This window comes from Ruegeria sp. C8 (assembly GCF_056537565.1).
In genome coordinates this window covers 219,772-241,077 of sequence record NZ_JBQFRV010000001.1, presented here as the reverse complement: position 1 = coordinate 241,077, position 21,306 = coordinate 219,772, and the positions used below count along the sequence as shown (strand labels likewise).

The following is a 21,306-nucleotide window of genomic DNA, read 5'->3' as shown; positions in this document are numbered from 1 at the left end:
GCCGTGCGCCGAATGCGCGCGGTACGTATGGCCTTAGCTATCGCGTCAGAAACTTGGGGGTCAAGGCGGCTTGGGTGTTCAGCTCCAATCCAGTCGCTGACCGGTCATGCAGACGGGCAGGGTATCCTGCGGAAACTGACCAAGTTGTTCAAAAAACGATATGAAATCGAACTGGTTGTAGGCCTCGACCATCTTTTCGCCTTTGAAGCGGGCCATGACCTGGCCCGTCACCTCCAGCGGGGCACCGTTGTCGGCGCGGCAGGTTTTGACGTGCAGAATGGCGGACACCCAGTCCCCGTTTTCGATGATCTTTGGCAGCTCGACCGAGATTTCACCCAGAATATGCCGGAAGGCCATCACAAGATCGCGAAAATCATCTGCGCCAACCTGCATTTCGGGGATCAGCCCCTCGGCCATGGTTTCCGGCGCAAAGTACTGATCAATTGCATCGGTATTCCCTTGTTCCCAAACTTCCGAATACCACGCTTTCAAGATATCTGAGTGGGTCATCCCGGCCCTCCTGTCTGTCCGAGATGACTTTGGACAAAAGAGATGAATAAACTCTGAATCTGAGCCGAAATAAACGCAGACATAAGGTGGGGGAAATGCAGGTTTCTGTTGCCAGGTACCTGCGAACCCCGCCTTACGCGGCTAGGCGCAAGGGCTTAAGTTTCGGTCTTGCTACTGCTTACGCAGCAACTGCAACCGGAGCACGATTGTCGTTTGCAATTGTACTAGTTTCGCCGATAACGGTGGCAGACAGCCGAGACAAAGCTAACCCCTTTAGACGTTCGTCGATCCTATTTCGGCCCCAGAATCCTCAAACGAAGGATGGTTGGTGGAGCCGCCGGGTACCGCCCCCGGGTCCGATCCGCTTATTACGAGCGCGTTTATGTCCATAGTCCCGAAGGACAGACCTTATATAGGTGAGGAGATTTCGGGATGCAAACCCGGAAATGCCCTCAGGGCACTGTAAATCACGGGGTGCGGTTCAGGTTTGCGGCGATCAGCCAGACGGCCAAGACCAGCTCAATTCCCCCGAAAATCATGGCCTTAGCAAGTGGTGGATTGTCCAGCAGCACCGACACGAACCGCCCCAAAGCCGCCCCGGCATAGGCTACGCCCAGCATGGCGTATGCCATTGGGTGGTTTAGCCAGATCACGGCGATGCCCGTGACAACGAACAACCCTCCGACCGAGGCGCGCATCTCGCTCAGACCCATGTTGCTGTTCGTCGGGGCCAGATCCAGCGCCGTCGCGGTGTGCAAAGGTGCGAGAAAGCCGAACAGGCCAAAGCCGATGGTCAGCAGAGCTGCGATGACGTTGAGGATATGTACCATGATCGTGCCTTTATTCGGTTACACCGCGTAGGCGGCGTCAAAGAAGTCTTTCTCCAGCTCGACCGCCCGGTGGAACAGCCTTGCGACCTCGGCTTGCGCCTCTGGCGTCAAGGTGGGCCAGGTTTTGTCAAGTTGCCCGCGCAGATACTCGACCACGCTTTCAAAGCCTTCCCCGGCATGTAGCGTGATCCATTCCGCGAACCAGAAGGGTAAATCGGGTTTCGGCGGATTTTCCGGGCTGGCCCAGCTGAGATAGACCCACTCGGCGACAACCAGCACCGCCAGCATGTTCTCATACCGGCCCGAGGCTGCCGCCTCGGCCATCAGGTCCTGAAACGCTTTGGTGGCGGGGGCAGGGTCGGTGCTCGGTTGGGTGCCCAGCGCCTCGAGCGAGCGCAGGAAATAGGTGTTTTCAGGACCGGTGATCACCGCTAGAAACTGGGCGGCCGGAACGCTGTCGGCCAAGGTGGGCGCGTGTGCGATGGCGCTGGCCAGCAGGCGAACAAAGCCATCGACGAACTGATAGTCCTGCTGCAGATACCAGCGCATCTTGTCCTTGGGCAAAGTGCCGTCTGACAGCTCACGCGTGAAAGCATGAGTAGTGGCGGCCTGCCAGTCGGCAGCCTTGCCCTGACGCAGAAACTCCGTGGGGCGCGTGTTCTGGGACACTTCGAAAACTCCTAACTTCTTTCAAAGCAGGACAAAGCGGTTTTTCGGAACATGTGCAAGGTAGTCGTGCAGCGACTAGATTGCGGACCAAAGTCCCAGCACGCCGACCAAAATCAGGCTGAGCGCCCAGATGAGTTCCAGGTTGAACCAGGTGCGTGACAGGAATTGCAGCCCGAGCCAGCGATAGACGCCATAGGCCAGTAGACCGCCTCCTAAGATCATTGCCGCCGTGTGCAGCGCGGCCACGGCCAGAACCAGCAGGGTGTTTGTTGTCATGATCTGAGAGATGGCCTGATGCCCGGCGTCCAGCTCATCCAAGTTGCACAGGCCCAGATAGATCGGAACCAGCATCAAAGCCGCGCCATGGGCCAGCGCGACCAAAAAGGACCACAGCGCGAGTTTGCTGGGCGGCACGCGCGACAAAAACCGAGGGTGGTTGCGTGTGACGGCAATGTACAGCCCCATCGCAATGACGATCAGCGCGGCACCTATGCGGATTTCGCGTTGGTAGTCGATCAACACGGCCATCATCGCAAACGGCAACAAGACACCCAGCATCGCCAGGAAATGACCGCCCGCAAGGGCCGCCAACGCGCGCCAGAGGGCGGATTGACGTTGCTCCATTAAGGCGGAAGAGACAGCAAGCGGCCAGCCCATACCGGGATTCAGCCCGTGATAGGCACCGCTGAGAACAACGGCCAGCCAAAGGCCAGCCGTTGATGTCATCAGAAAGTCCAACTCAGACCGAGGGGTAGCAGAAACTGTCGGTCGAACAGTCTCCACCCTCCAACCGGATCTGGTGGCTACGATAGCCTTCGGGGAACTCGACCCAGAACTTGGGATCCAGGGTCAGGCCGCCGTTCTCGCCGACGTCGGCTTTGACCATCGCCGCGCCGCGTTCGCCGGGATAGAACTGGTCATCCCAAGTGGAATAGAGCGAGTTGGTCCAGTAGACCCGTTTCCCGTCGCGGCTGATTTCGACCATTTGCGGTCCATAGCCAAAGTCCTGACCGTTCGGATGTTTGGTCTTTTTGACGATCCCACCGATCTCGACCTTACCTGCCAGTGTCGGGTTCATCGGGTCCGATACGTCATATTGATGCATCTCTCCGGTGCCCCAGCAGGCGACATAGAGGTATTTGTCGTCGAGGCTCAGGTCGATATCCGTCACCAGCGGCGGAACGGCCGAGAAGCCTTTCAGCAAGTCCGGCAGGTCATCCGGGTCAGCCGGTTGCGGGTCGATGGTAATTGTCTTCTTGGCCTCAAACGTGCCGTCGTCGTTTCGCCACCATGTGAAGATCGCGCCTTGCAGGTTGGTTGTGTCCACAACGACGCCGCAGAACCCATACTGTTTGACCGGATCATGCGCAGGCCGGATCTCCAACGCCATCTGGTGGTTTTCGCCCAGATCAATGGTTTGGATATTGGTACGGCTGCGCAGGTTCCAGAAATGGATGCTGTGACCATATTTGTTGGACAGCAGATCCTCGGCCACGATTCCGTTCTCGAACTGTGGCGGCAGACCCCATTCGGAACTGACCATGTAGTCGCGGGGCAAGTTCCACCAGAAATCATAGTGTTTGTCCTGCACGCCGCGTTCGATCTCATACCGTCCGATGATCTCGAAACTTTCGCAGTCCATGATGAAGATACCCGGAGGGCCATCGGTCCCGTCCGCGCCGCCACCGCCCAAGGTGCTGACATAGATGCCCTCAGGCCCGCAATGAATGGTGTGTGGGCGGGAATATCCTGTTTTTGCAAAGACTTCTTCGGGTTCGATAATCTTGTGGATTTTGGCCTCAAGCGGGTTCTTCACATCGATGACATAGATCCGGCTTGAGCGGATGCCCGGAACGATCAGATAGCGCCGTTCCAGAAACGCGTGCCCCGTCAGCGGCGACAGCGCCGAAGAGCAAGCATTCCAGCCAAAGTGGTGAAATTCATCGCCTTTTTCCGGCATGATGACCTGATGGACGATCTTTCCATAGTCGTCGGAAGTCGGATCGACATTCACAACCGCCAGCCCGTCAGGTTGCGAAAAATCCGGGCTGAGCATCAGCGTAAAAGCAAGCGTCTCAGTGGGGCCCTCCATCGCCAGCTTGGCAGATGGGTAAAAGGTTGGGTCCGGTCTTGTATTCATAACATCCTCCCGTAAGTCATTGATCTTCAATTCGTTCTGAGAGTTCCGGTCTTGGCGCCGGGTGACATCCTGCCTGCTCGTGCTTCCTTTCTGCCTGTTGGTCTGCGTCAGATTTCGGGCCTGAGTGTCAGGCGGTTTTACGTTTGCGCTCGGCCACATCTCGGGCCAGTTGGCGTGTATAGGTTTCAAGTTCGATCAGTGTCGCGTCTACCGATGGGGCATCGCGCGCCTCAAGCGCGTCGGCGATCTTGGTGTGCAGCGCAATGATCTCTTCGCGCGAGCGCGCGGTGAAGGTGATCATGTTCATCAGAGGCTGCATGGCCTCGACTGCACCCGCCAGTTGATAAGACAACACTGGATTATCCGCGCCATCGACCAGCGCGCGGTGAAAGGCGACGTCCGAGGCGCAGAAAGCCTCATCGGTCAGACCTGGCTGAGCCTGACGAAAGATCTCGGCCCGCATCGTTGCCAGTTGATCCGCAGTGCGACGTTGGGCCGACAAGGGCGCGCAGGCGCGCTCCAGCGCATACCTCGCCTCGCACGCTGTGTCGAAACTAACGGCGTTCATCGACAGCAGCAGGGTCGAGGTGGTAATTTGCTGCGAATAGGCGTCCTCAAAGCTGATCCGGTTCACAAAGGCCCCGCCGGTTGCACCGCGTTGGGTTCGGATCAGGGACTGCGCTGCCAAGCGCTTCAGCGCCTCGCGCACCGTAGGTCGCGACACCTGGAACTGATCCGCAAGCTCTGATTCGGAGGGCAGGCGCTCATCCACGATCAATTCGCCGGACACAATCGCGTTCCGAATGGCCTGTGCGATCTGGGCAGAGAGGTCTGCGGGATTGGCGGGGTCTATCTTCATTTGTGGCCAGTCTGAAAATTTTATTTGTCTGACATTTAAAAGTCTGACATTTGAAAAGCAAGAGAGTTGAGTCGGAGGATCACATGAGTCGCGCATTATTCCGCAGCGGAATGTGGCTGGCGTTCTATGCTGTGATCCTGTGGGCGTGGTGGGTCATGTTCTCGATGAGCCGAGACATGGACCTCGACTTCATTGGCCGGCCAGGGCCGATGGGACAGGCTATGGCGGCGATGGATCCGCGCATGGATATGTATATGCCCATGGCCGAGTTCGGACCTTTGTTCTGGATGTGGGCGATCATGATGGCGGCAATGATGCTGCCTACGCTGGTGCCGACGCTCCGCAGCTATGACGACCTTATCCGCAGCGCCAATGGCACGCGGGCTGGATGGCTGGGCGTACTGGCCGGGTATTTCATCGTCTGGGTGGGATTTGCGGCGCTGATCGCAGGTTTGCAACTTGCCCTGCTGTTCGGTGGGTTTGTCGATATGCTGGGCATTGCCAAGTCCAATTGGCTGGCCGGAGGGCTGCTGATCGTTGTCGGCGCCTTCCAGTTCACCCGAGCGAAAGAGGTTTGCCACGGCGTCTGTCACGCCCCAATGACCTATTTCCTGGGCCACTGGAAAACCGGCTTTGCGGGAGGTGTGAGAATGGGGCTGGGGCTCGGCGCTTTCTGCGTCGGTTGCTGCTGGGGCTTCATGGCGCTCGGCTTTGTTGGTGGCGTCATGAGCCTTTTATGGATGGGTCTGGCGACCTTGTTCATGGTTTTGGAAAAACTCCCTCAGATCGGGCATGCTGTGACCCGACCCATGGGGTTCATACTGATCGCAGGCGGTGTTGTGCTGCTGATCTATCCCTTTGCTTACGGAGGATAAGCTGATGGCGAAAAACAGAAAACCCGAGGCCGACCGGCTTCCGATTAGTCAGCGGATCGACAGCCGTATGCCCAACCCCAAACGGCGTGAGATGAGCCCGACGGACTGGTCCATCAAAGGTGAGTTGATCCTGAACTGCTCATGCGATGTGTTCTGCCCCTGCGTGGTCTCATTGGGTGCGCACCCTCCGACCGAGGGGCACTGCCACGCATGGATGGGTGTGATCATCGACGAAGGGCATTATGAGGGTGAAGATCTGTCGGGCCTGAATGTTGGTCTTCTGGTCGATATTCCGGGCCGCATGGGCGAGGGACAGTGGAAAGTCGCCGCCTATGTCGATGAACGCGCGAGCGGCAAGGCCTATAACGGGCTGCTGCAGATTTTCAGCGGTCAGGCCGGTGGCACCACGGGCCTGTTCACCATGCTGGTGAGCGAGATAATCGGGGCCGAGCGTGCTCCGGTCCAGATCGAACGGGACGGCAACAAGCGCAGGATCGCGATCGGTCGTAAAATCCAAGGCGAGATCGAGATGCTGGGCGGTAAAGACCCCGAGCATCCGGTGATGGTGTCGAACTCCAAATACTGGATGGGGCCGGACATCATCGTGGCTCGCGGAAACAAATCGAAAGTGCGCGATTATGGGCGCGTCTGGGATTTCGGTGGTAAATCAGCAGAGATTTGCCCGATCGACTGGCATGGACCTAAGTGATGATCACCGGAGCCTATGCAAGGGAAATGGCACGCTACAACCACTGGCAAAACAGCCAGTTGGCGGAATTTCTTCAAGCACTCTCACCCGAGGAACTGATGCAGGAACGCGGTGCGTTTTTCGGCTCGATCATGGGCACGGCGAACCACTTGCTGTGGGGTGACTGGATCTGGATGTCACGCTTTGACAAAGGGCCGGGGCCAGAGAGCAATATCCACCGACCCGGAGGCGGCATCCACGAAAGCGTGCATCTCTGCCCCGATCTCGACAGCTGGCTGGCTATGCGCGTGGCTATGGATGACCGGATCTCGGATTGGGCGGATACGCTTGGCGATGAGGTTCTGTCGAGGCCTTTCACTTGGTACTCAGCCGCAAAAGAGGCTGATGTTACTTTGCCTTACGCGCAATGCGTGATGCATTTCTTCAACCATCAAACCCATCATCGTGGACAATTACACAAAATGCTGACCGAAGCCGGTTCCGAGGCCCCGGTCAGCGATCTTTGCTTCATGCCAAAGGAGGGCTGAATGCCGCAAATATCCCTGTCTCGTCGCCTGCGCCGCACGCCGTTCTCCGAAGGCGTCGAAGCCGCTGGTGTCAAAGGCTACACGGTGTACAACCGGATGTTGTTGCCGACGGTTTTTGAAAGTGTCGAGGCCGACTACCATCACCTGAAAAAGAATGTTCAGGTCTGGGACGTCTCATGCGAACGTCAGGTTGAACTGCGCGGGCCCGATGCTGCGCGTCTGATGCAAATGCTGACACCGCGTGACCTGCGCGGCATGCTGCCCGGACAGTGCTTCTATGTGCCGATTGTGGACGAAACCGGCGGTATGTTGAACGATCCCGTGGCGGTGAAACTGTCGGAGGATCGTTGGTGGATCTCTATCGCCGACAGCGATTTGTTACTTTGGGTCAAGGGGTTGGCCAACGGATATCGTCTGGATGTGCTGGTTGATGAACCGGACGTGTCGCCCTTGGGCGTTCAGGGGCCAAAGGCAGATGAGCTGATGGCCCGCGTTTTCGGAGACCGTGTGCGCGATATACGTTTCTTCAAGTTCGACATGTTCGAATTCGAAGGGCGCGACCTTGCAGTTGCCCGCTCGGGCTACTCGAAACAGGGCGGGTTCGAGATTTATGTCGAGGGCAGCGACATCGGTATGCCTCTGTGGAATGCTCTGTTCTCAGCGGGTGAAGACTTGGACGTGCGGGCTGGGTGTCCCAATCTGATTGAGCGGATCGAAGGTGGGTTACTCTCCTACGGCAATGACATGACCGACGACAACACACCGCATGAATGTGGGCTGGGCAAGTTCTGCAATACGCATACCGCAATTGGCTGTGTGGGCCGGGATGCGTTGTTGCGTGTGGCCAAAGAAGGTCCAGTGCAGCAGATACGTCCGATCGCGATTGACGGAGATGCAGTGCCGCCTTGTGTCCAGCCGTGGCCTGTTCTTGCGGACGGAAAGCAGGTGGGTCAGGTGACGTCTTCTGCCTGGTCTCCGGATTTCGCGACCAATGTTTCGATAGGTATGGTCAAATTGAGCCATTGGGACGCCGGAACCAAGGTCGAGGTTGAAACGCCTGACGGTATGCGAGGCGCGACAGTGCAGGGGCAGTTTTGGATCTAGCGGAGGCAGGGGGCTTTGCCCCCGTCGCTGCGCGATTCCCCCGAGATATTTTGGGCCAGGTGAAGGATTGGGCTGGCCGCCAAAAATGAAAGGATAGCAATATGTTCAATGCTTTGGTTATGGAAAAGGATGAAGAAAGCGGTTTGGCCAGCCCCTCGGTCAAGCAGCTCTCGCTGGAGGATCTGCCTGACGGAGAGGTAACGGTTGCTGTTGAGTATTCGACGGTGAACTACAAGGACGGTTTGTGCCTGTCGGCCAAGGGTGGTGGTCTGGTTCGGAACTATCCGCACATTCCCGGTATCGACTATGCCGGAACGGTCGAGGCGTCTTCGGATGACCGTTACAAGCCCGGTGACAAGGTGGTTCTAACCGGCTGGCGTGTTGGTGAGGCCCATTGGGGCGGATATTCGCAAAAGGCTAACGCTCGGGCCGATTGGTTGGTGCCCTTGCCGGATGGTCTGGACGCTCGGCAGGCGATGGCCGTTGGAACAGCCGGGTTTACGGCCATGTTGGCGGTGATGGCTCTGGAGGATCACGGGTTGACGCCGGATCGTGGGCCTGTGTTGGTGACTGGTGCTGCAGGCGGCGTTGGGTCGGTGGCGACGGCCATTCTGGGCAAGTTGGGCTATGAGGTCGCAGCTGTGACCGGACGTCCCGAGACCGGCGACTACCTGAAATCGCTTGGCGCCACGACCATCGTGCCGCGTGAAGAGCTGAACGAAACCACGAAACGCCCGCTTGAAAGCGAAACCTGGGCGGGCTGTGTCGATGCAGTTGGCGGTGACATGCTGGCGCGTGTTCTAGGGCAGATGAAGTATGGCTGCTCGGTCGCCGCGGTTGGGCTTGCTGGCGGTGCGGGGTTGCCTGCAACAGTGATTCCCTTCCTGCTGCGCGGTGTGAACCTTCTGGGGATCGATAGCGTGATGCAGCCCTATGACAACCGCCTGCGGGCTTGGCAGCGCATCGCGACCGACCTGCCGATGGACAAGCTGGAGGCTATGGTGCATCCGGCCGCTCTGTCCGATTTACCGCAGCTGGGTGCGGATATTCTGAAAGGTCAGGTCAAGGGCCGCGTCGTTGTCGACGTAAACGCCTGATTAAAAAATTAGCCGGGGCAGAACTGCCCTGGCTTAACCTTCTGGGCGGCAAAAGGACCGAAACAGTTCTGGTCATTGCCACAATTCATGCTCATGATTGCTATACATCCCAAATGCGATGGCTTAAGACCCATCCAAACAGCACTTGAAGACGGGGAGTGAGCAGCATGTCTGACGACTTCGAACTGGACACCGACGATCTGAAACGCCGCATGGACGGCGCGATGTCCAATCTCAAAACTGAATTTGCCTCTCTGCGCACCGGGCGGGCCTCGGCCTCGATGCTGGAGCCGGTGATGGTGGATGCCTATGGCTCGATGACACCGATCAACCAGGTTGGCACGGTCAATGTGCCTGAACCTCGGATGGTGACGGTGAATGTCTGGGACAAGGGCCTTGTGGGCAAGGTTGAAAAGGCGATCCGTGAAAGCGGGCTGGGCATCAACCCGCAGCTGAACGGCACGATCATCATGCTGCCGATCCCGGAACTGAACGAAGAGCGCCGCCGCGAGTTGGGCAAAGTTGCCGGGCAATATGCCGAAAGCGCGCGGGTTTCGATCCGTAACGTGCGCCGGGACGGTATGGATCAGATCAAGAAAGCGAAATCGGACGGAATGTCCGAAGATGACCAGAAGTTCTGGGAGAGCGAAGTTCAGGATCTGACCGACACGATGATCAAAGCTGTTGATGCCGCGCTTGAGACCAAGCAGTCGGAAATCATGCAGGTCTGAGCCGGTACTGATGCCCAAAGATCCCCATACGGACGTGCAGACTGGCCCAAAGCATGTCGCAATTATCATGGATGGCAATGGTCGGTGGGCGCAGGCGCGTGGCCGCCCTCGGCTTTTTGGTCACCACGCAGGTGCGCGGCGCGTACGTGAGGTGGTCGAGGCCTGTCCGGGGTTGGGCATCAAATACCTAACCGTTTTTGCGTTTTCGACGGAAAACTGGAAGCGGACTCAGGTCGAAGTGGCTGGCCTCATGAGCCTGTTTCGGCGCTACATCATCAAGGAAACCCGCACTCTGGCCGAGAACGGCATTCGCGTACGCTTTATCGGCGATCGGGTCCGCTTGGATGCCAAGCTGATCGATCTGATGGATTCGCTGGAAGAGGCGACGAAGGACAACGATTTGGTCCATTTGACCGTTGCGTTGAACTATGGCGGCCGAGATGAGGTGGCGCGGGCCACGAAACGTCTTGCACGGGATGTGGCCGAAGGGCAGCTAAAGCCCGAGGATGTGGATGAAGAGACCCTCCCCAAGTATCTGGATACGCGCGTTCTTCCTGATCCCGATCTTGTCATTCGCACCAGCGGAGAGGCGCGGATTTCGAACTTTCTCCTCTGGCAGTCCGCCTATTCCGAGTACGAATTTATCGACACCCTCTGGCCGGATTTCACCGCAGCCGAGTTGGAGCGTCTATGCCGGAACTACGGCTCGCGCGAGCGGCGTTTCGGAGCGGTTCTGGCATGAGCGAAGGCCGATGGTCTGATCTGACAGCACGGATTCTGTCCGCAGTCGTTTTGGTCGCAATTGGCGCCGTTGAGGTCTGGCTGGGCGGGTTGTGGTTTGAAAGCTTCATCGCGGTTGCCTGCGGTTTGATGACCTGGGAACTGGTACGCATGATCGAACCGCAGCGCGGCGGCATGGCCGTGCAGCTCGGTATCCTGACCGGGGTTGCGGTGATTATCAGCTATCACGTGCCGCCACTCTACAAGCTACCGTTTCTGGTGGCTCCGGCGCTGGTCGGTGCTGGGCAAGTCACCCGTTCGCGCGGGTTGTACTTTCTGTTTGCCTTGTGGATTGCAGGCGCTGGTCTGGGCTTCATCTCCATCCGTGAAAACATGGGCTTCGGCTGGATGGTCTGGCTGATCGCGGTTGTCGTGGCCACGGATGTTGCCGGGTATTTCGTGGGCAAGGCCATTGGTGGCCCGAAATTCTGGCCCAAGGTCAGCCCCAAGAAGACATGGTCGGGCACGGCAGGTGGTTGGGTCGCGGCGGGCCTGATTGGCGCGGGTTTCGCAATGCATGGCGGGTTCGGGGTACCGTTCGTTCTGGTCTCGGTTCTGGCGTCCATGGCCAGCCAGGCGGGCGATATCTGTGAAAGCGCGGTCAAACGGAAATTCGGCGTCAAAGACAGCTCGAACCTCATACCGGGGCATGGCGGGTTTCTCGACCGATTTGACGGCATGATGGGCGCGGCTTTGTTTGTGCTGATCGCAGGGCTGGTTTACGCACCCGGAGCGATGTGATGCGCAAGGTCTCGATCCTTGGGGCGACCGGATCCATTGGTCAGAATGCGATTGACCTCATTGCGCGGGATATCGAAGCCTATGACGTGGTCGCCCTGACAGGTGGCGCGAATATCCAGCAACTGGCCGAGGATGCGAAGCGGCTTGGCGCACAACTCGCGGTCACCGCGTTTGAGGATCGGCTACATGACCTGCGCGATGCGTTGCAGGGCAGCGGGATTGAGGTGGCGGCGGGTCAGCGCGCGATCGTTGAGGCCGCCGCGCGCCCCGCGGACTGGGTGCTTTCCGCGATCGTTGGCGCCGCCGGTCTGGCCCCCGGAATTGAGGCGCTAAAACAGGGGGCAACGCTGGCGCTTGCCAATAAAGAAACTTTAGTCTGTGCGGGCGCCCTGGTTTTGCAGACGGCCCGCGAGAACGATGCGCGTGTGCTGCCTGTTGACAGTGAGCATTCGGCAGTATTTCAGGCTTTGGTCGGTGAGGATATGGACGCGGTCGAACGCGTGATCATCACTGCAAGCGGCGGGGCGTTCCGGGATTGGCCGCTCGAGGATCTGGCGTCCGCGACCGTTACGCAGGCCTCCAAACATCCGAACTGGGACATGGGGCAGCGGATCACGATTGATAGTGCATCCATGTTCAATAAAGCGCTCGAAGTCATTGAAACCCGGGAATTCTTTGGCTTCGACCCCGCTCAGATCGAGGTTTTGGTACATCCCGAATCCATTGTGCATGCGATGGTCGGGTTTCGGGACGGGGCGCTGATGGCACATCTGGGTCCACCGGATATGCGGCATGCAATTGGCTATGCTCTGCACTGGCCCGAACGGCGCGATCTGCCGGTTGAGCGGTTGGATCTGGCGCAGCTCAGCCAGTTGCGCTTTTCCCATCCCGACCTGAACCGTTATCCCGCGCTGAAACTGGCCCGAGACGTGATGGCGCGTGGAGGTCTGTCCGGGGCGGTTTTTAACGCGGCGAAAGAGCGCGCGCTGGATCACTTCATCGCAGGCCAAATCGGATTCACGACCATGGCGGATGTCGTCTCATGCGTTCTGGACCGATTTGATGCCGAAGATGGCCTTATTAACGCCCCTTTGACCCTTGATAACGTACAGCAAACGGACCATCTCGCACGGAAGTGGGCGGATGAAGCCGTGATCAAACGAGCAGGATAGAGTTTTGGACGTACTTTCGCTGATCCCTCAGTTCGGAAATTTGCTCTGGACGATTGTGGCCTTTGTGATTGCCTTGTCCGCGATCGTCGCGGTTCACGAATACGGGCACTACATCGTCGGCCGCTGGTCCGGTATTCATGCCGAGGTGTTCTCGATCGGGTTCGGCCCTGTTCTGTGGAGCCGCGTGGATAAACGCGGCACGCGATGGCAGATCGCGCTGTTGCCGTTTGGTGGATATGTGAAGTTCCTTGGCGATGCCAATGCAGCCTCAGGCAAGGATGAAGAGGCGATGGGTGACATCGCGCAGCAGCAGCCGGAATATCTGCGCCACACCATGCACGGAGCACCCCTGTGGGCGAGAACAGCCACTGTGGCGGCAGGGCCGGTGTTCAATTTCGTCATGTCGATTCTGGTCTTTGGCCTGATCTTCTGGTCTCAGGGCGTCACGCGTGAGCCGCTGACGGTTGGAGAACTGAAGCCGCTGCCGGGAACAGAGCAGGGGCTGCAGGAGGGCGATGAGATTCTGGCGATTGCCGGGATTGAAGTCCCTGATTTCGACGAAGAAGGCGCGTGGAGCGACTTCACCGATGCGCTGCCGGTCGAGCCGGTGCTAGACTATACAGTCCTGCGCGATGGCGAAACGCTGGATGTCTCAGCCCCTTGGCTGTTCCCGCCGCTGATTCAGCAGGTCACACCGCGCAGTGCGGCGTTTGATATCCAACTGGAAGGGGGCGACGTCATCACCTCGGTCGATGGAGATCCGATCTTTGCCTTCGAGCAGTTGAAAGAACATGTCGAAGGCTCGGACGGTCGCGTGTTGTTGTTGAACGTCTGGCGTGAAGGGGCGGAGCTTGAATTCGCGCTTGCTCCGCGTCGAACCGATGAGCCTCAGCCGGATGGCGGGTTCGTCACCCATTGGCGGATCGGGATCGTTGGCGGTATGATGCTGCAACCCGCGACCGAGCCTGCGGGGCTTTGGGATTCGCTGGTTGGTGGCGTGGGTCAGACCGGGCGCATCATCGAAGGTTCTTTGTCCGGCATGTGGCACATGATTACCGGTGCGATCAGCACCTGTAACATCTCGGGTCCGATCGGTATCGCCGAGACCTCAGGCGCTATGGCCAGCCAGGGCGCTCAAAACTTCATCTTCTTCATCGCGGTGCTGTCAACGGCCGTGGGTCTTCTGAACCTTTTCCCGATCCCGGCGTTGGACGGAGGGCACCTCGTCTTCTACGCCTATGAGGCGGTCTCGGGCAAACCGCCCAGCGACAAAGCCCTGCGGATTTTGATGACCCTCGGGATTGCGGTAGTTCTCAGCCTCATGGTCTTCTCGGTCAGTAACGATCTATTTTGCTGATTGTGGCGCAAGCGGCGCAATCGCGCCGCATTGATGCCTCATTTCGGAGGTAAAAAATAGCCGCTGAAAATGAGGCGGCCATGACCAAAGCTATTCAAAAATCCTATCAGAGTGTCAGCGTCCTGTTTGTTCTGAACTGGGATGTGCTTTTGTGCTTTGGTCTAACGGCGCTGGCGCTTGCTGGCGGCGCGTATCTCGCCGGTCTCTGATTCCCCAAAACCCTATAAGAATGCGTGTCAGGTGACCTATCGTCGCCCCGATGGTTTTGGAGTTTTGACAAGCGCATTCAATCTCGTTACTCAGCATTAAGTCCTAAATTTTTGGGTAGAGAAAAAATGGCTGACGGGCGAGGCGCGGGTATATCCTGCGGAGGGCAGATGACAACAAACAAGATTTTGTGGCGCACACGATCATTTCTTTTTCTTACTGCGGCAATGGGTTTACTGGCTTTGCCGCATGCAGCACAGGCGCAAAACTTTACCATCAACTCCTTCGAGGTTGAGGGGAACCGGCGCATTGAGACAGGTACAATCATCCAACGGACGGGAATCGAACCCGGGCAGACGGTTTCGGCCGGTCAGTTGAACGACGCCTATCAGCGTGTACTTGACAGTGGTGTTTTTGAGACAGTCGAATTGACACCTCGTGGCACGACTCTGGTGATCGAGGTGCAGGAATACCCGACAATCAACCAGATCAGCATCGAAGGGAATCGTCGCGTCAAAGATGATCTTCTGCTGGATGTGATCTCGTCCGAGCCGCGCCGTGTATTCACTCCGCAGGCGGCCGAGGCGGACGCCGACCTGATTGCCGAAGTCTATTCCGCCCAAGGCCGGGTATCGGCAACTGTGATCCCGCGCGTCATCCGGCGAAACGACAACCGCGTCGATCTGGTGTTTGAAGTTGCAGAAGGCACCACGATTGAGGTTGAACGCGTCAGCTTCGTGGGCAACCGTGCCTTCTCGGACCGCCGTTTGCGTCGCGTGCTTGAGACCAAACAGGCGACCTTCCTGCGGACATTCTTCCGCAACGATACGTTCATCGGGGACCGGATCGAGTTCGACAAACAGGTCATCCGGGATTTCTACCTGTCACGTGGTTATGTCGACTTCCGTGTGAACAGTGCCAATGTTGAATTCACCCGCGAGCGGGATGCTTTCTTCTTGGTCATGAATATCACCGAAGGGCAGAAGTTCTCGTTCGGCAGAATCACGACCGTAAGCGAGATCCCGGGTGTGGATCCGTCGATCTATCAGGATGCTCTGAAGATCAAACCGGGCGTGACCTATTCGCCGACCCTGATCGAGAACTCGATTGCGCGTCAGGAGCGGTTGGGTGTTAAGCAGGGCGTGGATTTCCTGCGGGTCGAACCGCGCGTAACACGCAACCCGCGTGATCTGACGCTGGATGTGGAATTCGTCCTCAGCCGTGGGCCACGGATTTTCGTGGAACGGATTGATATCGAGGGCAACACAACAACGCTGGACCGGGTGATCCGTCGTCAGTTCGACACCGTGGAAGGCGACCCGTTCAACCCACGTGAAATCCGTCAAGCGGCTGAGCGGATCAACGCACTAGGTTTCTTTGCCAACGCAGAGGTCGAGCCGCGCGAAGGGTCTTCGCCAAGCCAGGTGATCCTGGATGTGGATGTCGAGGAACAGCCTACCGGCTCGCTGAGCCTTGGTGGTAGCTACTCGGTTTCGGATGGTTTCGGTGTCGCCATCGGCCTGAATGAATCGAACTTTCTGGGCCGGGGGCAGAACCTTGGTCTGACCATCTCGACTGCTCAGGACTCCGAGCAATACTCGCTAAGCTTCACCGAGCCGTACCTTCTGGGCCGCAAACTGCGCTTTGATCTGGGCCTGGGTATCGCGACCACGAACTCCAGCTTTGCCAGCTATGATACGGATCGGTTGTTCTTTAACCCTCAGCTGACCTATGCGATCGGCGAACTGTCGGCCCTGCGCGTACGCTATGGCTGGGAACGCTCGGAAATGACCCAACAGGACAACGAGACGAACGGTGCGGTCATCACATCGGAGATCGCACAGGGTGAGCGGGTCAACAGTAGCTTTGGCCTGACCTATGTCTATGACAGCCGTATCGGCGGACTGAACCCGAATGCGGGTGTGCTGTTCGAACTTGGCTTCGATGCAGCTGGCCTGGGTGGCGACAACAAGTACTTCAAGACCACGGCGCGCACGATCGCGCAAACCCGTGTATGGAACGAAGAGGTCGTTCTGCGCGCGACACTTGAGGCCGGTGCGCTTCACTGGTCGGGGAATGACTTCAGCCGTACCATCGACCGTTTCGTTCTGGGGCCGAACACGTTCCGAGGGTTTGAACCGGCCGGTCTCGGCCCGCGTGATCTATCAAATGGGCAAGACGACGCCATCGGCGGCAACTACTACTGGGTTGCGCGGTTCGAAAGCGACTTCCCTTTGGGGCTGCCGGAAGAGCTTGGCCTGCGGGGCGGTTTGTTCTACGACGTTGGCAACCTTTACAACATCAATGACGTAAATACCGCAGGTGCAAATATTGTAGGTGCGGATGGCTCTATTCGTCACGTCATCGGTGTGTCGGTTCTATGGGAAACACCATTTGGCCCGCTGCGTTTCAACTTCTCGAAAGCGTTGAAGAAGGAAGACTTCGACAAGGAACAGAATTTCGACCTGACCGTTCAGGCTCGGTTCTGATCCGGCATGCGGTTGCGAATATCTAGACGCGCATGGGGCCCGGTTCGGGCCCTTTGCCTTTTGCTGGGCCTTGTGCTTGCGTCCCAAACAGCGGCGCAGCAATTGGGCGTGCGAGATCCGCTGGTCCTGACCATCTCAAGCGACCGGTTGTTTGCGGATTCAGCGTTCGGTCAGCGCGTGTTGCGCGAGATCGAATCCGAGGGCGCGCAACTCGCGGAAGAGAATGAACGGATCGTCGCGGAACTCAGCAGCGAAGAGAAAGACCTGACGCAGAAACGCGCCGAGCTGGCTCCAGAGGATTTCCGCCCTCTTGCGCAGGCCTTTGACGAAAAGGTGCAATCGCATCGCGAAGGCCAGCGCGCCAAACTGGACGCTTTGGCCCGGCGTAGCGAAGAAAGCCGCCAGACGTTTTATGCCCTGGCGCAGCCTGTTCTAATCGAGCTTATGCGCGAAACAGGGGCCGCCGTCGTGCTGGAGCGCGCGAACGTATTCCTAAGCGCCGACACCTCCGACATCACCGACGATGCGATTGCCCGCATCAATGCCGCAATTGGCGATGGAACCGGCCTGCAGGACGGTACAGGCGAATAGGTTCGCTTGCCCTCGGGGGCCGGTATTGCTAACCACGCGGAAACTGACACATCCAAATAACGGGACGAGTGAACGATGACGACGGAAACCAAAAGCGCCGACATTCAGCTGATTCAGCGGATATTGCCGCATCGCTATCCGTTTCTGCTGGTCGATAAGGTGGTCGACATCAACGGCTATCAATCGGCCCGTGGCATCAAGAATGTCACCATGAACGAACCTCATTTCCAGGGCCACTTCCCTGGAACGCCGATCATGCCGGGCGTCACCATTGTCGAGGCGATGGCGCAGACCTCGGGCGTGATGCTGGGCGTTGGCATGGATGTCATTGATACCGAGCTGCTGATCTATTTCATGAGCATCGACAAATGCAAATTCCGCCGCAAGGTGGTGCCGGGTGACGTGCTTGAGATGAATGTCGAAACCCTGCGCGGCAAGAAGGGCGGCAAGCTGTTTAAGTTCAATGGACGCGCGACCGTTGATGGTGAAGTCGCAGCCGAAGCCGAATTCTCGGCCTATGTCGACTGGGACATGGAAAAAACAACATGAGCGGCATTCACCCAAGCGCAATCATCGAAGACGGTGCGCAGATCGGTCAGGACTGCGTGATTGGTCCGTTCTGCTACGTGGGTCCTCAGGTCAAACTGGGCGATCGGGTCGAGCTGAAGACGCATGTGGTCGTCACAGGTGATACTACGGTTGGCGACGATACTGTGATCTTCAATTTCTCGGTGATCGGTGAGATTCCGCAGGATCTGAAATTCGGCGGCGAGAATACGCGGCTTGAGATCGGCCAACGCAACCGCATCCGCGAGCATGTGACGATCAACACCGGCACCGAAGGCGGTGGTGGTGTGACTCGGATCGGTGATGATTGCCTGTTCATGGCCGGAGTTCACGTGGCCCATGACGTTCAGATCGGCAACCGTGTGATCATGGTGAACCATGCGGGCGCGGCGGGACACTGTATCGTCGAAGATGACGTAATCGTTGGCGGTATCTCGGGTCTGCACCAGTGGGTGCGTGTCGGTCGTGGTGCCATCATCGGCGCGCTGACCATGGTGCCGAATGACGTCATTCCCTATGGTCTGGTTCAAGCGCCGCGTGGCGAGTTGGACGGGTTGAACCTTGTCGGTCTTAAACGGCGCGGTGTATCGCGTGAGGATATCTCGGCACTGCGGGCGGCGTTCAAGGAACTGTCCGGCGGCGAGGGGACCTTTCAGGAACGCGCCCATCGCGCAGGCAAGGACACCGACAGCGAATATGTTCAACGCATTGTCGAGTTCGTCACCGGCCAATCAGATCGCTCGTTCCTGACGCCGAGGAAATAACCAAATGCTGGCTTTGATCGCAGGAACGGGTGTTCTGCCGGACGCTGTCGTGGACGCTCTGCCAGACCGTCCGTTGGTCTGCGCGATGGAGGGGTTCGAACCTGAGAGCCTGTCTGTAGACGTCGTTTTCCGTCTGGAGCAGCTCGGCAGCTTTCTCGCAGATCTCAAGGTGCGTGGCGTGACGCAGATCTGCATGGCGGGTGCGGTGCAGCGGCCCAAAGTCGATCCCGCGCGGATTGATGCCGCAACGATACCTTTGGTGCCGATCATTCAAAAGGCGATGATGTCGGGTGATGATGGCGCTTTACGCGCTGTGATCGGTATCTTTGAGGATGCGGGCCTGGCCGTCAAAGCCGCGCATGAGATCGTACCTGATCTACTGCCTCCGCTGGGATGTCTGACCGAGGCGCGCCCGTCCGAGGGTGATCTGGCAGATGCCGACCGCGCCGCAGGTATTCTGCGCGCGATGGGCAGCGCCGATATCGGTCAGGCCTGTGCCGTCTCCAAAGGCCAGGCTCTGGCGGTTGAGAGCATTTTTGGCACAGCCTGGATGTTGCAATCCCTAACCCAGCGCCCGGATGCGGGCGGCGGGGTTCTGTTCAAAGGTCCGAAACCCGATCAGGATCGGCGCGTTGATCTGCCTGCCATTGGCCCGGAATCCGTTACCGATGCGGTGGCCGCGGGTCTCACGGGCATCGTTATCGAAAAAGGTGGCGTGATGGTGCTGCGACGGGATCACGTGATCGCGGAGTGCAACCGCCTTGGCCTGTTCCTCTATGTGCGCGAGCGGGCCGTCTGATGCGCGTTTTTCTGGTCGCCGGAGAACCTTCGGGCGACCGGCTGGGCGGCGCTTTGATGGAGGGTCTAAAGGCGCTGGTCCCTGACGTCGCGTTTGACGGGGTAGGCGGGCCGTTGATGCAGGCGCAGGGTCTGAACAGCCGCTTTCCCATGTCCGAACTCAGCGTCATGGGCCTGGTTGAGGTGCTGCCCAAGTTCTTCCACCTCAAACGCCGGATATCTGAGACGGCGCAGGCGGTATTGGACACCCAACCAGATGTTCTGATAACCATCGACAGCCCGGATTTTTCGTTGCGAGTGGCCAAACTGGTCAAGGCGAGCAGCGACATTCGCACTGTTCACTATGTCGCCCCCAGCGTCTGGGCCTGGCGCCCGGGTCGAGCGGACAAGATGGCGAAGGTGATCGATCACGTTCTGGCTCTGCTTCCTTTCGAGCCGCCCTACATGGAGCGCGCGGGGATGGAGTGCGATTTTGTCGGCCATCCGGTCGCCAGCGAACCGCAGGCGACGGAGGCGGATATCAAGGCCTTTCGTGATGCCTATGATCTGGGGGATGCGCCGCTGTTGCTGGCCCTGCCGGGGTCGCGCCGGGGCGAGGTCGACCGGCTTGCACCTGTCTTTGGCGAGGCGCTCTCGCTCTACCTGAAAACCCGCCCCGAAACGCGGGTTGTTGTGCCAGCGGTGGCCCATATGGTTGACACCGTGACCGATCATTTGCGCAACTGGCCCGGATCGCCAGTGGTTGTTGATCCACGTGATCTGCCCTCGGATCAGGCGGTGACGCAAAAGCGGGCGGCCTTTGCGGCGGCGGATCTGGCATTGGCCGCGTCAGGGACTGTGTCACTGGAGTTGGCGGCGCAGGCCACGCCGATGGTGATTGCCTATAACCTCAACTGGCTGACAACTCTGATCGCAAAGCGGATGGTGCATCTGGACACGGCGACGCTGGTCAATCTGGTCTCGGACACGCGGACAGTGCCAGAGTGTCTGCTGGACGATTGCCAGCCCGACCGGATCGCCGAAGCCCTGGAACGTGTTGCAGCGCAGCCGGAGGCCCAGCGTGAGGCCATGGCGGTCACGATGGATCGTCTGGGCCGCGGTGGTGAGGCGCCGGGCCTACGCGCCGCCAAGGCCGTTTTGGCCGGGATGGCCAAAGCTGATGCTTGAGTATCTTCTCTTTTCGATCTCGGCCGGGGTTGTGATGGTGTCGACCAATCTCGACAATCTGGCCGTGTTGTTGGGGCTGATGCTGGTGATGGATCACCGCCGCTCGCTTGTGGGGTTCGCCGTCGCGCATGGGCTTGTCCTGTGCCTGTCATTAGCCGTGGCAACAGGCCTAAGCCAGAGCGGCTTGCCAGAGTGGATCGGGTATCTTGGGATCGTTCCATTGGCACTTGGCCTGCGCGGTATCTGGCACCAGATTTCAGGTGTTGAGCAAACAGACGACACGCCAAAGGGCGCTGTGACCTCGGTTGTGACACTGTTTCTCAGCCTGTCCGTCGATACATTCGCCGTGATGACACCCTTGCTGGCAGATTCCAGTCCTGCGTTCCGGCTGGCGGCTCTGATTGGTGCGGGCTGTGCCTCGGCAAGTTTGGCAGCCGTTGCTGCCTGGGGCGCGCCTCATGCGCAGAAACTGGGTCCACGCGTCACTCGGCTAGAAAAGATCGCGCCCTATATCATGGTCTGCGTCGGTCTCTACATTCTGCTGAACTCGCCGACGGATATACTCTAATCTGTGTCGCTGTTGTGAATGAAGCAGCGTTGCAGTTGGACCTGCAGCTTGCGA

At 58.5% G+C, this 21,306-nt stretch carries 24 protein-coding genes and 1 other RNA gene; 18 read left to right on the top strand and 7 right to left on the bottom strand.

The genetic code is table 11. From position 1 onward, the window contains the following. Window positions 1–78 precede the first annotated feature (78 nt). From ACR0KL_RS01245 to ACR0KL_RS01215, 7 genes are all read right to left on the bottom strand, one after another. On the bottom strand, window positions 79–510 hold the full coding sequence (locus ACR0KL_RS01245; RefSeq protein ID WP_170676102.1) for an ester cyclase: 432 nt from the start codon (window positions 508–510) through the stop codon (window positions 79–81). Between the two features lie 94 nt (window positions 511–604). Further along, window positions 605–952, bottom strand: a transfer-messenger RNA (tmRNA) gene (gene ssrA, locus ACR0KL_RS01240). 25 nt (window positions 953–977) lie between these two features. After that, window positions 978–1,340 (bottom strand): DUF4345 family protein, encoded by a 363-nt coding sequence (locus ACR0KL_RS01235; protein ID WP_170638655.1) that lies wholly within the window; start codon window positions 1,338–1,340, stop codon window positions 978–980. 18 nt (window positions 1,341–1,358) lie between these two features. Further along, window positions 1,359–2,009, bottom strand: coding sequence for a TenA family protein (locus ACR0KL_RS01230; protein WP_170676101.1), 651 nt, complete (start codon window positions 2,007–2,009; stop codon window positions 1,359–1,361). A 75-nt stretch (window positions 2,010–2,084) separates the two neighbouring features. Further along, on the bottom strand, window positions 2,085–2,735 hold the full coding sequence (locus ACR0KL_RS01225; RefSeq protein ID WP_170373782.1) for a hypothetical protein: 651 nt from the start codon (window positions 2,733–2,735) through the stop codon (window positions 2,085–2,087). 13 nt (window positions 2,736–2,748) lie between these two features. Then, complete coding sequence (locus ACR0KL_RS01220; protein WP_170676100.1) at window positions 2,749–4,149, bottom strand: selenium-binding protein SBP56-related protein; 1,401 nt, start codon at window positions 4,147–4,149, stop codon at window positions 2,749–2,751. A gap of 127 nt (window positions 4,150–4,276) precedes the next feature. Next, entirely contained in the window at window positions 4,277–5,008 is a 732-nt protein-coding gene (locus ACR0KL_RS01215) for a GntR family transcriptional regulator (protein WP_170487018.1), read from the bottom strand. Between the two features lie 83 nt (window positions 5,009–5,091). Here ACR0KL_RS01215 and ACR0KL_RS01210 point away from each other — a divergent pair, with 83 nt between their 5' ends. The 18 genes from ACR0KL_RS01210 (at window position 5,092) to ACR0KL_RS01125 (ending at window position 21,252) form a co-directional block, all read left to right on the top strand. Beyond that, a complete protein-coding gene (locus ACR0KL_RS01210; RefSeq protein ID WP_170676099.1) occupies window positions 5,092–5,883 on the top strand; it encodes a DUF2182 domain-containing protein in 792 nt (263 codons plus the stop codon). Window positions 5,884–5,887: 4 nt separating this feature from the next. Beyond that, entirely contained in the window at window positions 5,888–6,592 is a 705-nt protein-coding gene (locus ACR0KL_RS01205; RefSeq protein WP_170458301.1) for a DUF1326 domain-containing protein, read from the top strand. After that, window positions 6,592–7,119: a DinB family protein gene (locus tag ACR0KL_RS01200; RefSeq protein WP_170676098.1), complete on the top strand. Its 528-nt coding sequence runs from the start codon at window positions 6,592–6,594 to the stop codon at window positions 7,117–7,119. Before ACR0KL_RS01205 ends, ACR0KL_RS01200 begins: the two co-directional genes overlap by 1 nt. After that, window positions 7,120–8,223: a dimethylsulfoniopropionate demethylase gene (locus ACR0KL_RS01195; protein ID WP_480670970.1), complete on the top strand. Its 1,104-nt coding sequence runs from the start codon at window positions 7,120–7,122 to the stop codon at window positions 8,221–8,223. Between the two features lie 101 nt (window positions 8,224–8,324). Further along, window positions 8,325–9,320 (top strand): acryloyl-CoA reductase, encoded by a 996-nt coding sequence (acuI, locus tag ACR0KL_RS01190; RefSeq protein WP_170487026.1) that lies wholly within the window; start codon window positions 8,325–8,327, stop codon window positions 9,318–9,320. A gap of 167 nt (window positions 9,321–9,487) precedes the next feature. Continuing rightward, the gene (frr, locus tag ACR0KL_RS01185; protein WP_170373774.1) at window positions 9,488–10,051 is read left to right on the top strand and encodes a ribosome recycling factor; all 564 of its coding nucleotides are present in this window, start codon (window positions 9,488–9,490) and stop codon (window positions 10,049–10,051) included. Between the two features lie 10 nt (window positions 10,052–10,061). Next, window positions 10,062–10,793, top strand: a complete 732-nt coding sequence (locus tag ACR0KL_RS01180; RefSeq protein ID WP_170676096.1) for an isoprenyl transferase — start codon at window positions 10,062–10,064, stop codon at window positions 10,791–10,793. Next, complete coding sequence (locus tag ACR0KL_RS01175) at window positions 10,790–11,572, top strand: phosphatidate cytidylyltransferase (protein ID WP_480776561.1); 783 nt, start codon at window positions 10,790–10,792, stop codon at window positions 11,570–11,572. The genes ACR0KL_RS01180 and ACR0KL_RS01175 overlap by 4 nt, the downstream gene beginning before the upstream one ends. Next, window positions 11,572–12,744 carry a 1-deoxy-D-xylulose-5-phosphate reductoisomerase gene (gene dxr, locus ACR0KL_RS01170; protein ID WP_170676094.1) on the top strand — a complete coding sequence of 391 codons (1,173 nt, stop codon included), beginning with the start codon at window positions 11,572–11,574 and terminating at the stop codon, window positions 12,742–12,744. Before ACR0KL_RS01175 ends, dxr begins: the two co-directional genes overlap by 1 nt. A 4-nt stretch (window positions 12,745–12,748) precedes the next feature. After that, window positions 12,749–14,101 (top strand): RIP metalloprotease RseP, encoded by a 1,353-nt coding sequence (gene rseP / locus ACR0KL_RS01165; protein WP_480776560.1) that lies wholly within the window; start codon window positions 12,749–12,751, stop codon window positions 14,099–14,101. An 80-nt stretch (window positions 14,102–14,181) separates the two neighbouring features. Further along, the gene (locus ACR0KL_RS01160) at window positions 14,182–14,310 is read left to right on the top strand and encodes a hypothetical protein (RefSeq protein WP_419737989.1); all 129 of its coding nucleotides are present in this window, start codon (window positions 14,182–14,184) and stop codon (window positions 14,308–14,310) included. A gap of 168 nt (window positions 14,311–14,478) precedes the next feature. Beyond that, window positions 14,479–16,797 (top strand): outer membrane protein assembly factor BamA, encoded by a 2,319-nt coding sequence (gene bamA, locus ACR0KL_RS01155; protein ID WP_480776559.1) that lies wholly within the window; start codon window positions 14,479–14,481, stop codon window positions 16,795–16,797. 72 nt (window positions 16,798–16,869) lie between these two features. Beyond that, complete coding sequence (locus tag ACR0KL_RS01150; RefSeq protein ID WP_480554400.1) at window positions 16,870–17,388, top strand: OmpH/Skp family outer membrane protein; 519 nt, start codon at window positions 16,870–16,872, stop codon at window positions 17,386–17,388. 75 nt (window positions 17,389–17,463) lie between these two features. Continuing rightward, window positions 17,464–17,937, top strand: coding sequence for a 3-hydroxyacyl-ACP dehydratase FabZ (gene fabZ, locus ACR0KL_RS01145; protein WP_480776558.1), 474 nt, complete (start codon window positions 17,464–17,466; stop codon window positions 17,935–17,937). Further along, the gene (lpxA, locus tag ACR0KL_RS01140) at window positions 17,934–18,719 is read left to right on the top strand and encodes an acyl-ACP--UDP-N-acetylglucosamine O-acyltransferase (RefSeq protein WP_170373766.1); all 786 of its coding nucleotides are present in this window, start codon (window positions 17,934–17,936) and stop codon (window positions 18,717–18,719) included. Before fabZ ends, lpxA begins: the two co-directional genes overlap by 4 nt. Before the next feature lie 4 nt (window positions 18,720–18,723). Next, entirely contained in the window at window positions 18,724–19,518 is a 795-nt protein-coding gene (locus ACR0KL_RS01135) for an LpxI family protein (RefSeq protein ID WP_480776557.1), read from the top strand. Continuing rightward, window positions 19,518–20,684: a lipid-A-disaccharide synthase gene (gene lpxB, locus ACR0KL_RS01130; protein WP_170676090.1), complete on the top strand. Its 1,167-nt coding sequence runs from the start codon at window positions 19,518–19,520 to the stop codon at window positions 20,682–20,684. The genes ACR0KL_RS01135 and lpxB overlap by 1 nt, the downstream gene beginning before the upstream one ends. After that, the gene (locus ACR0KL_RS01125; RefSeq protein ID WP_170676089.1) at window positions 20,677–21,252 is read left to right on the top strand and encodes a hypothetical protein; all 576 of its coding nucleotides are present in this window, start codon (window positions 20,677–20,679) and stop codon (window positions 21,250–21,252) included. The genes lpxB and ACR0KL_RS01125 overlap by 8 nt, the downstream gene beginning before the upstream one ends. Window positions 21,253–21,306: the final 54 nt, after the last annotated feature.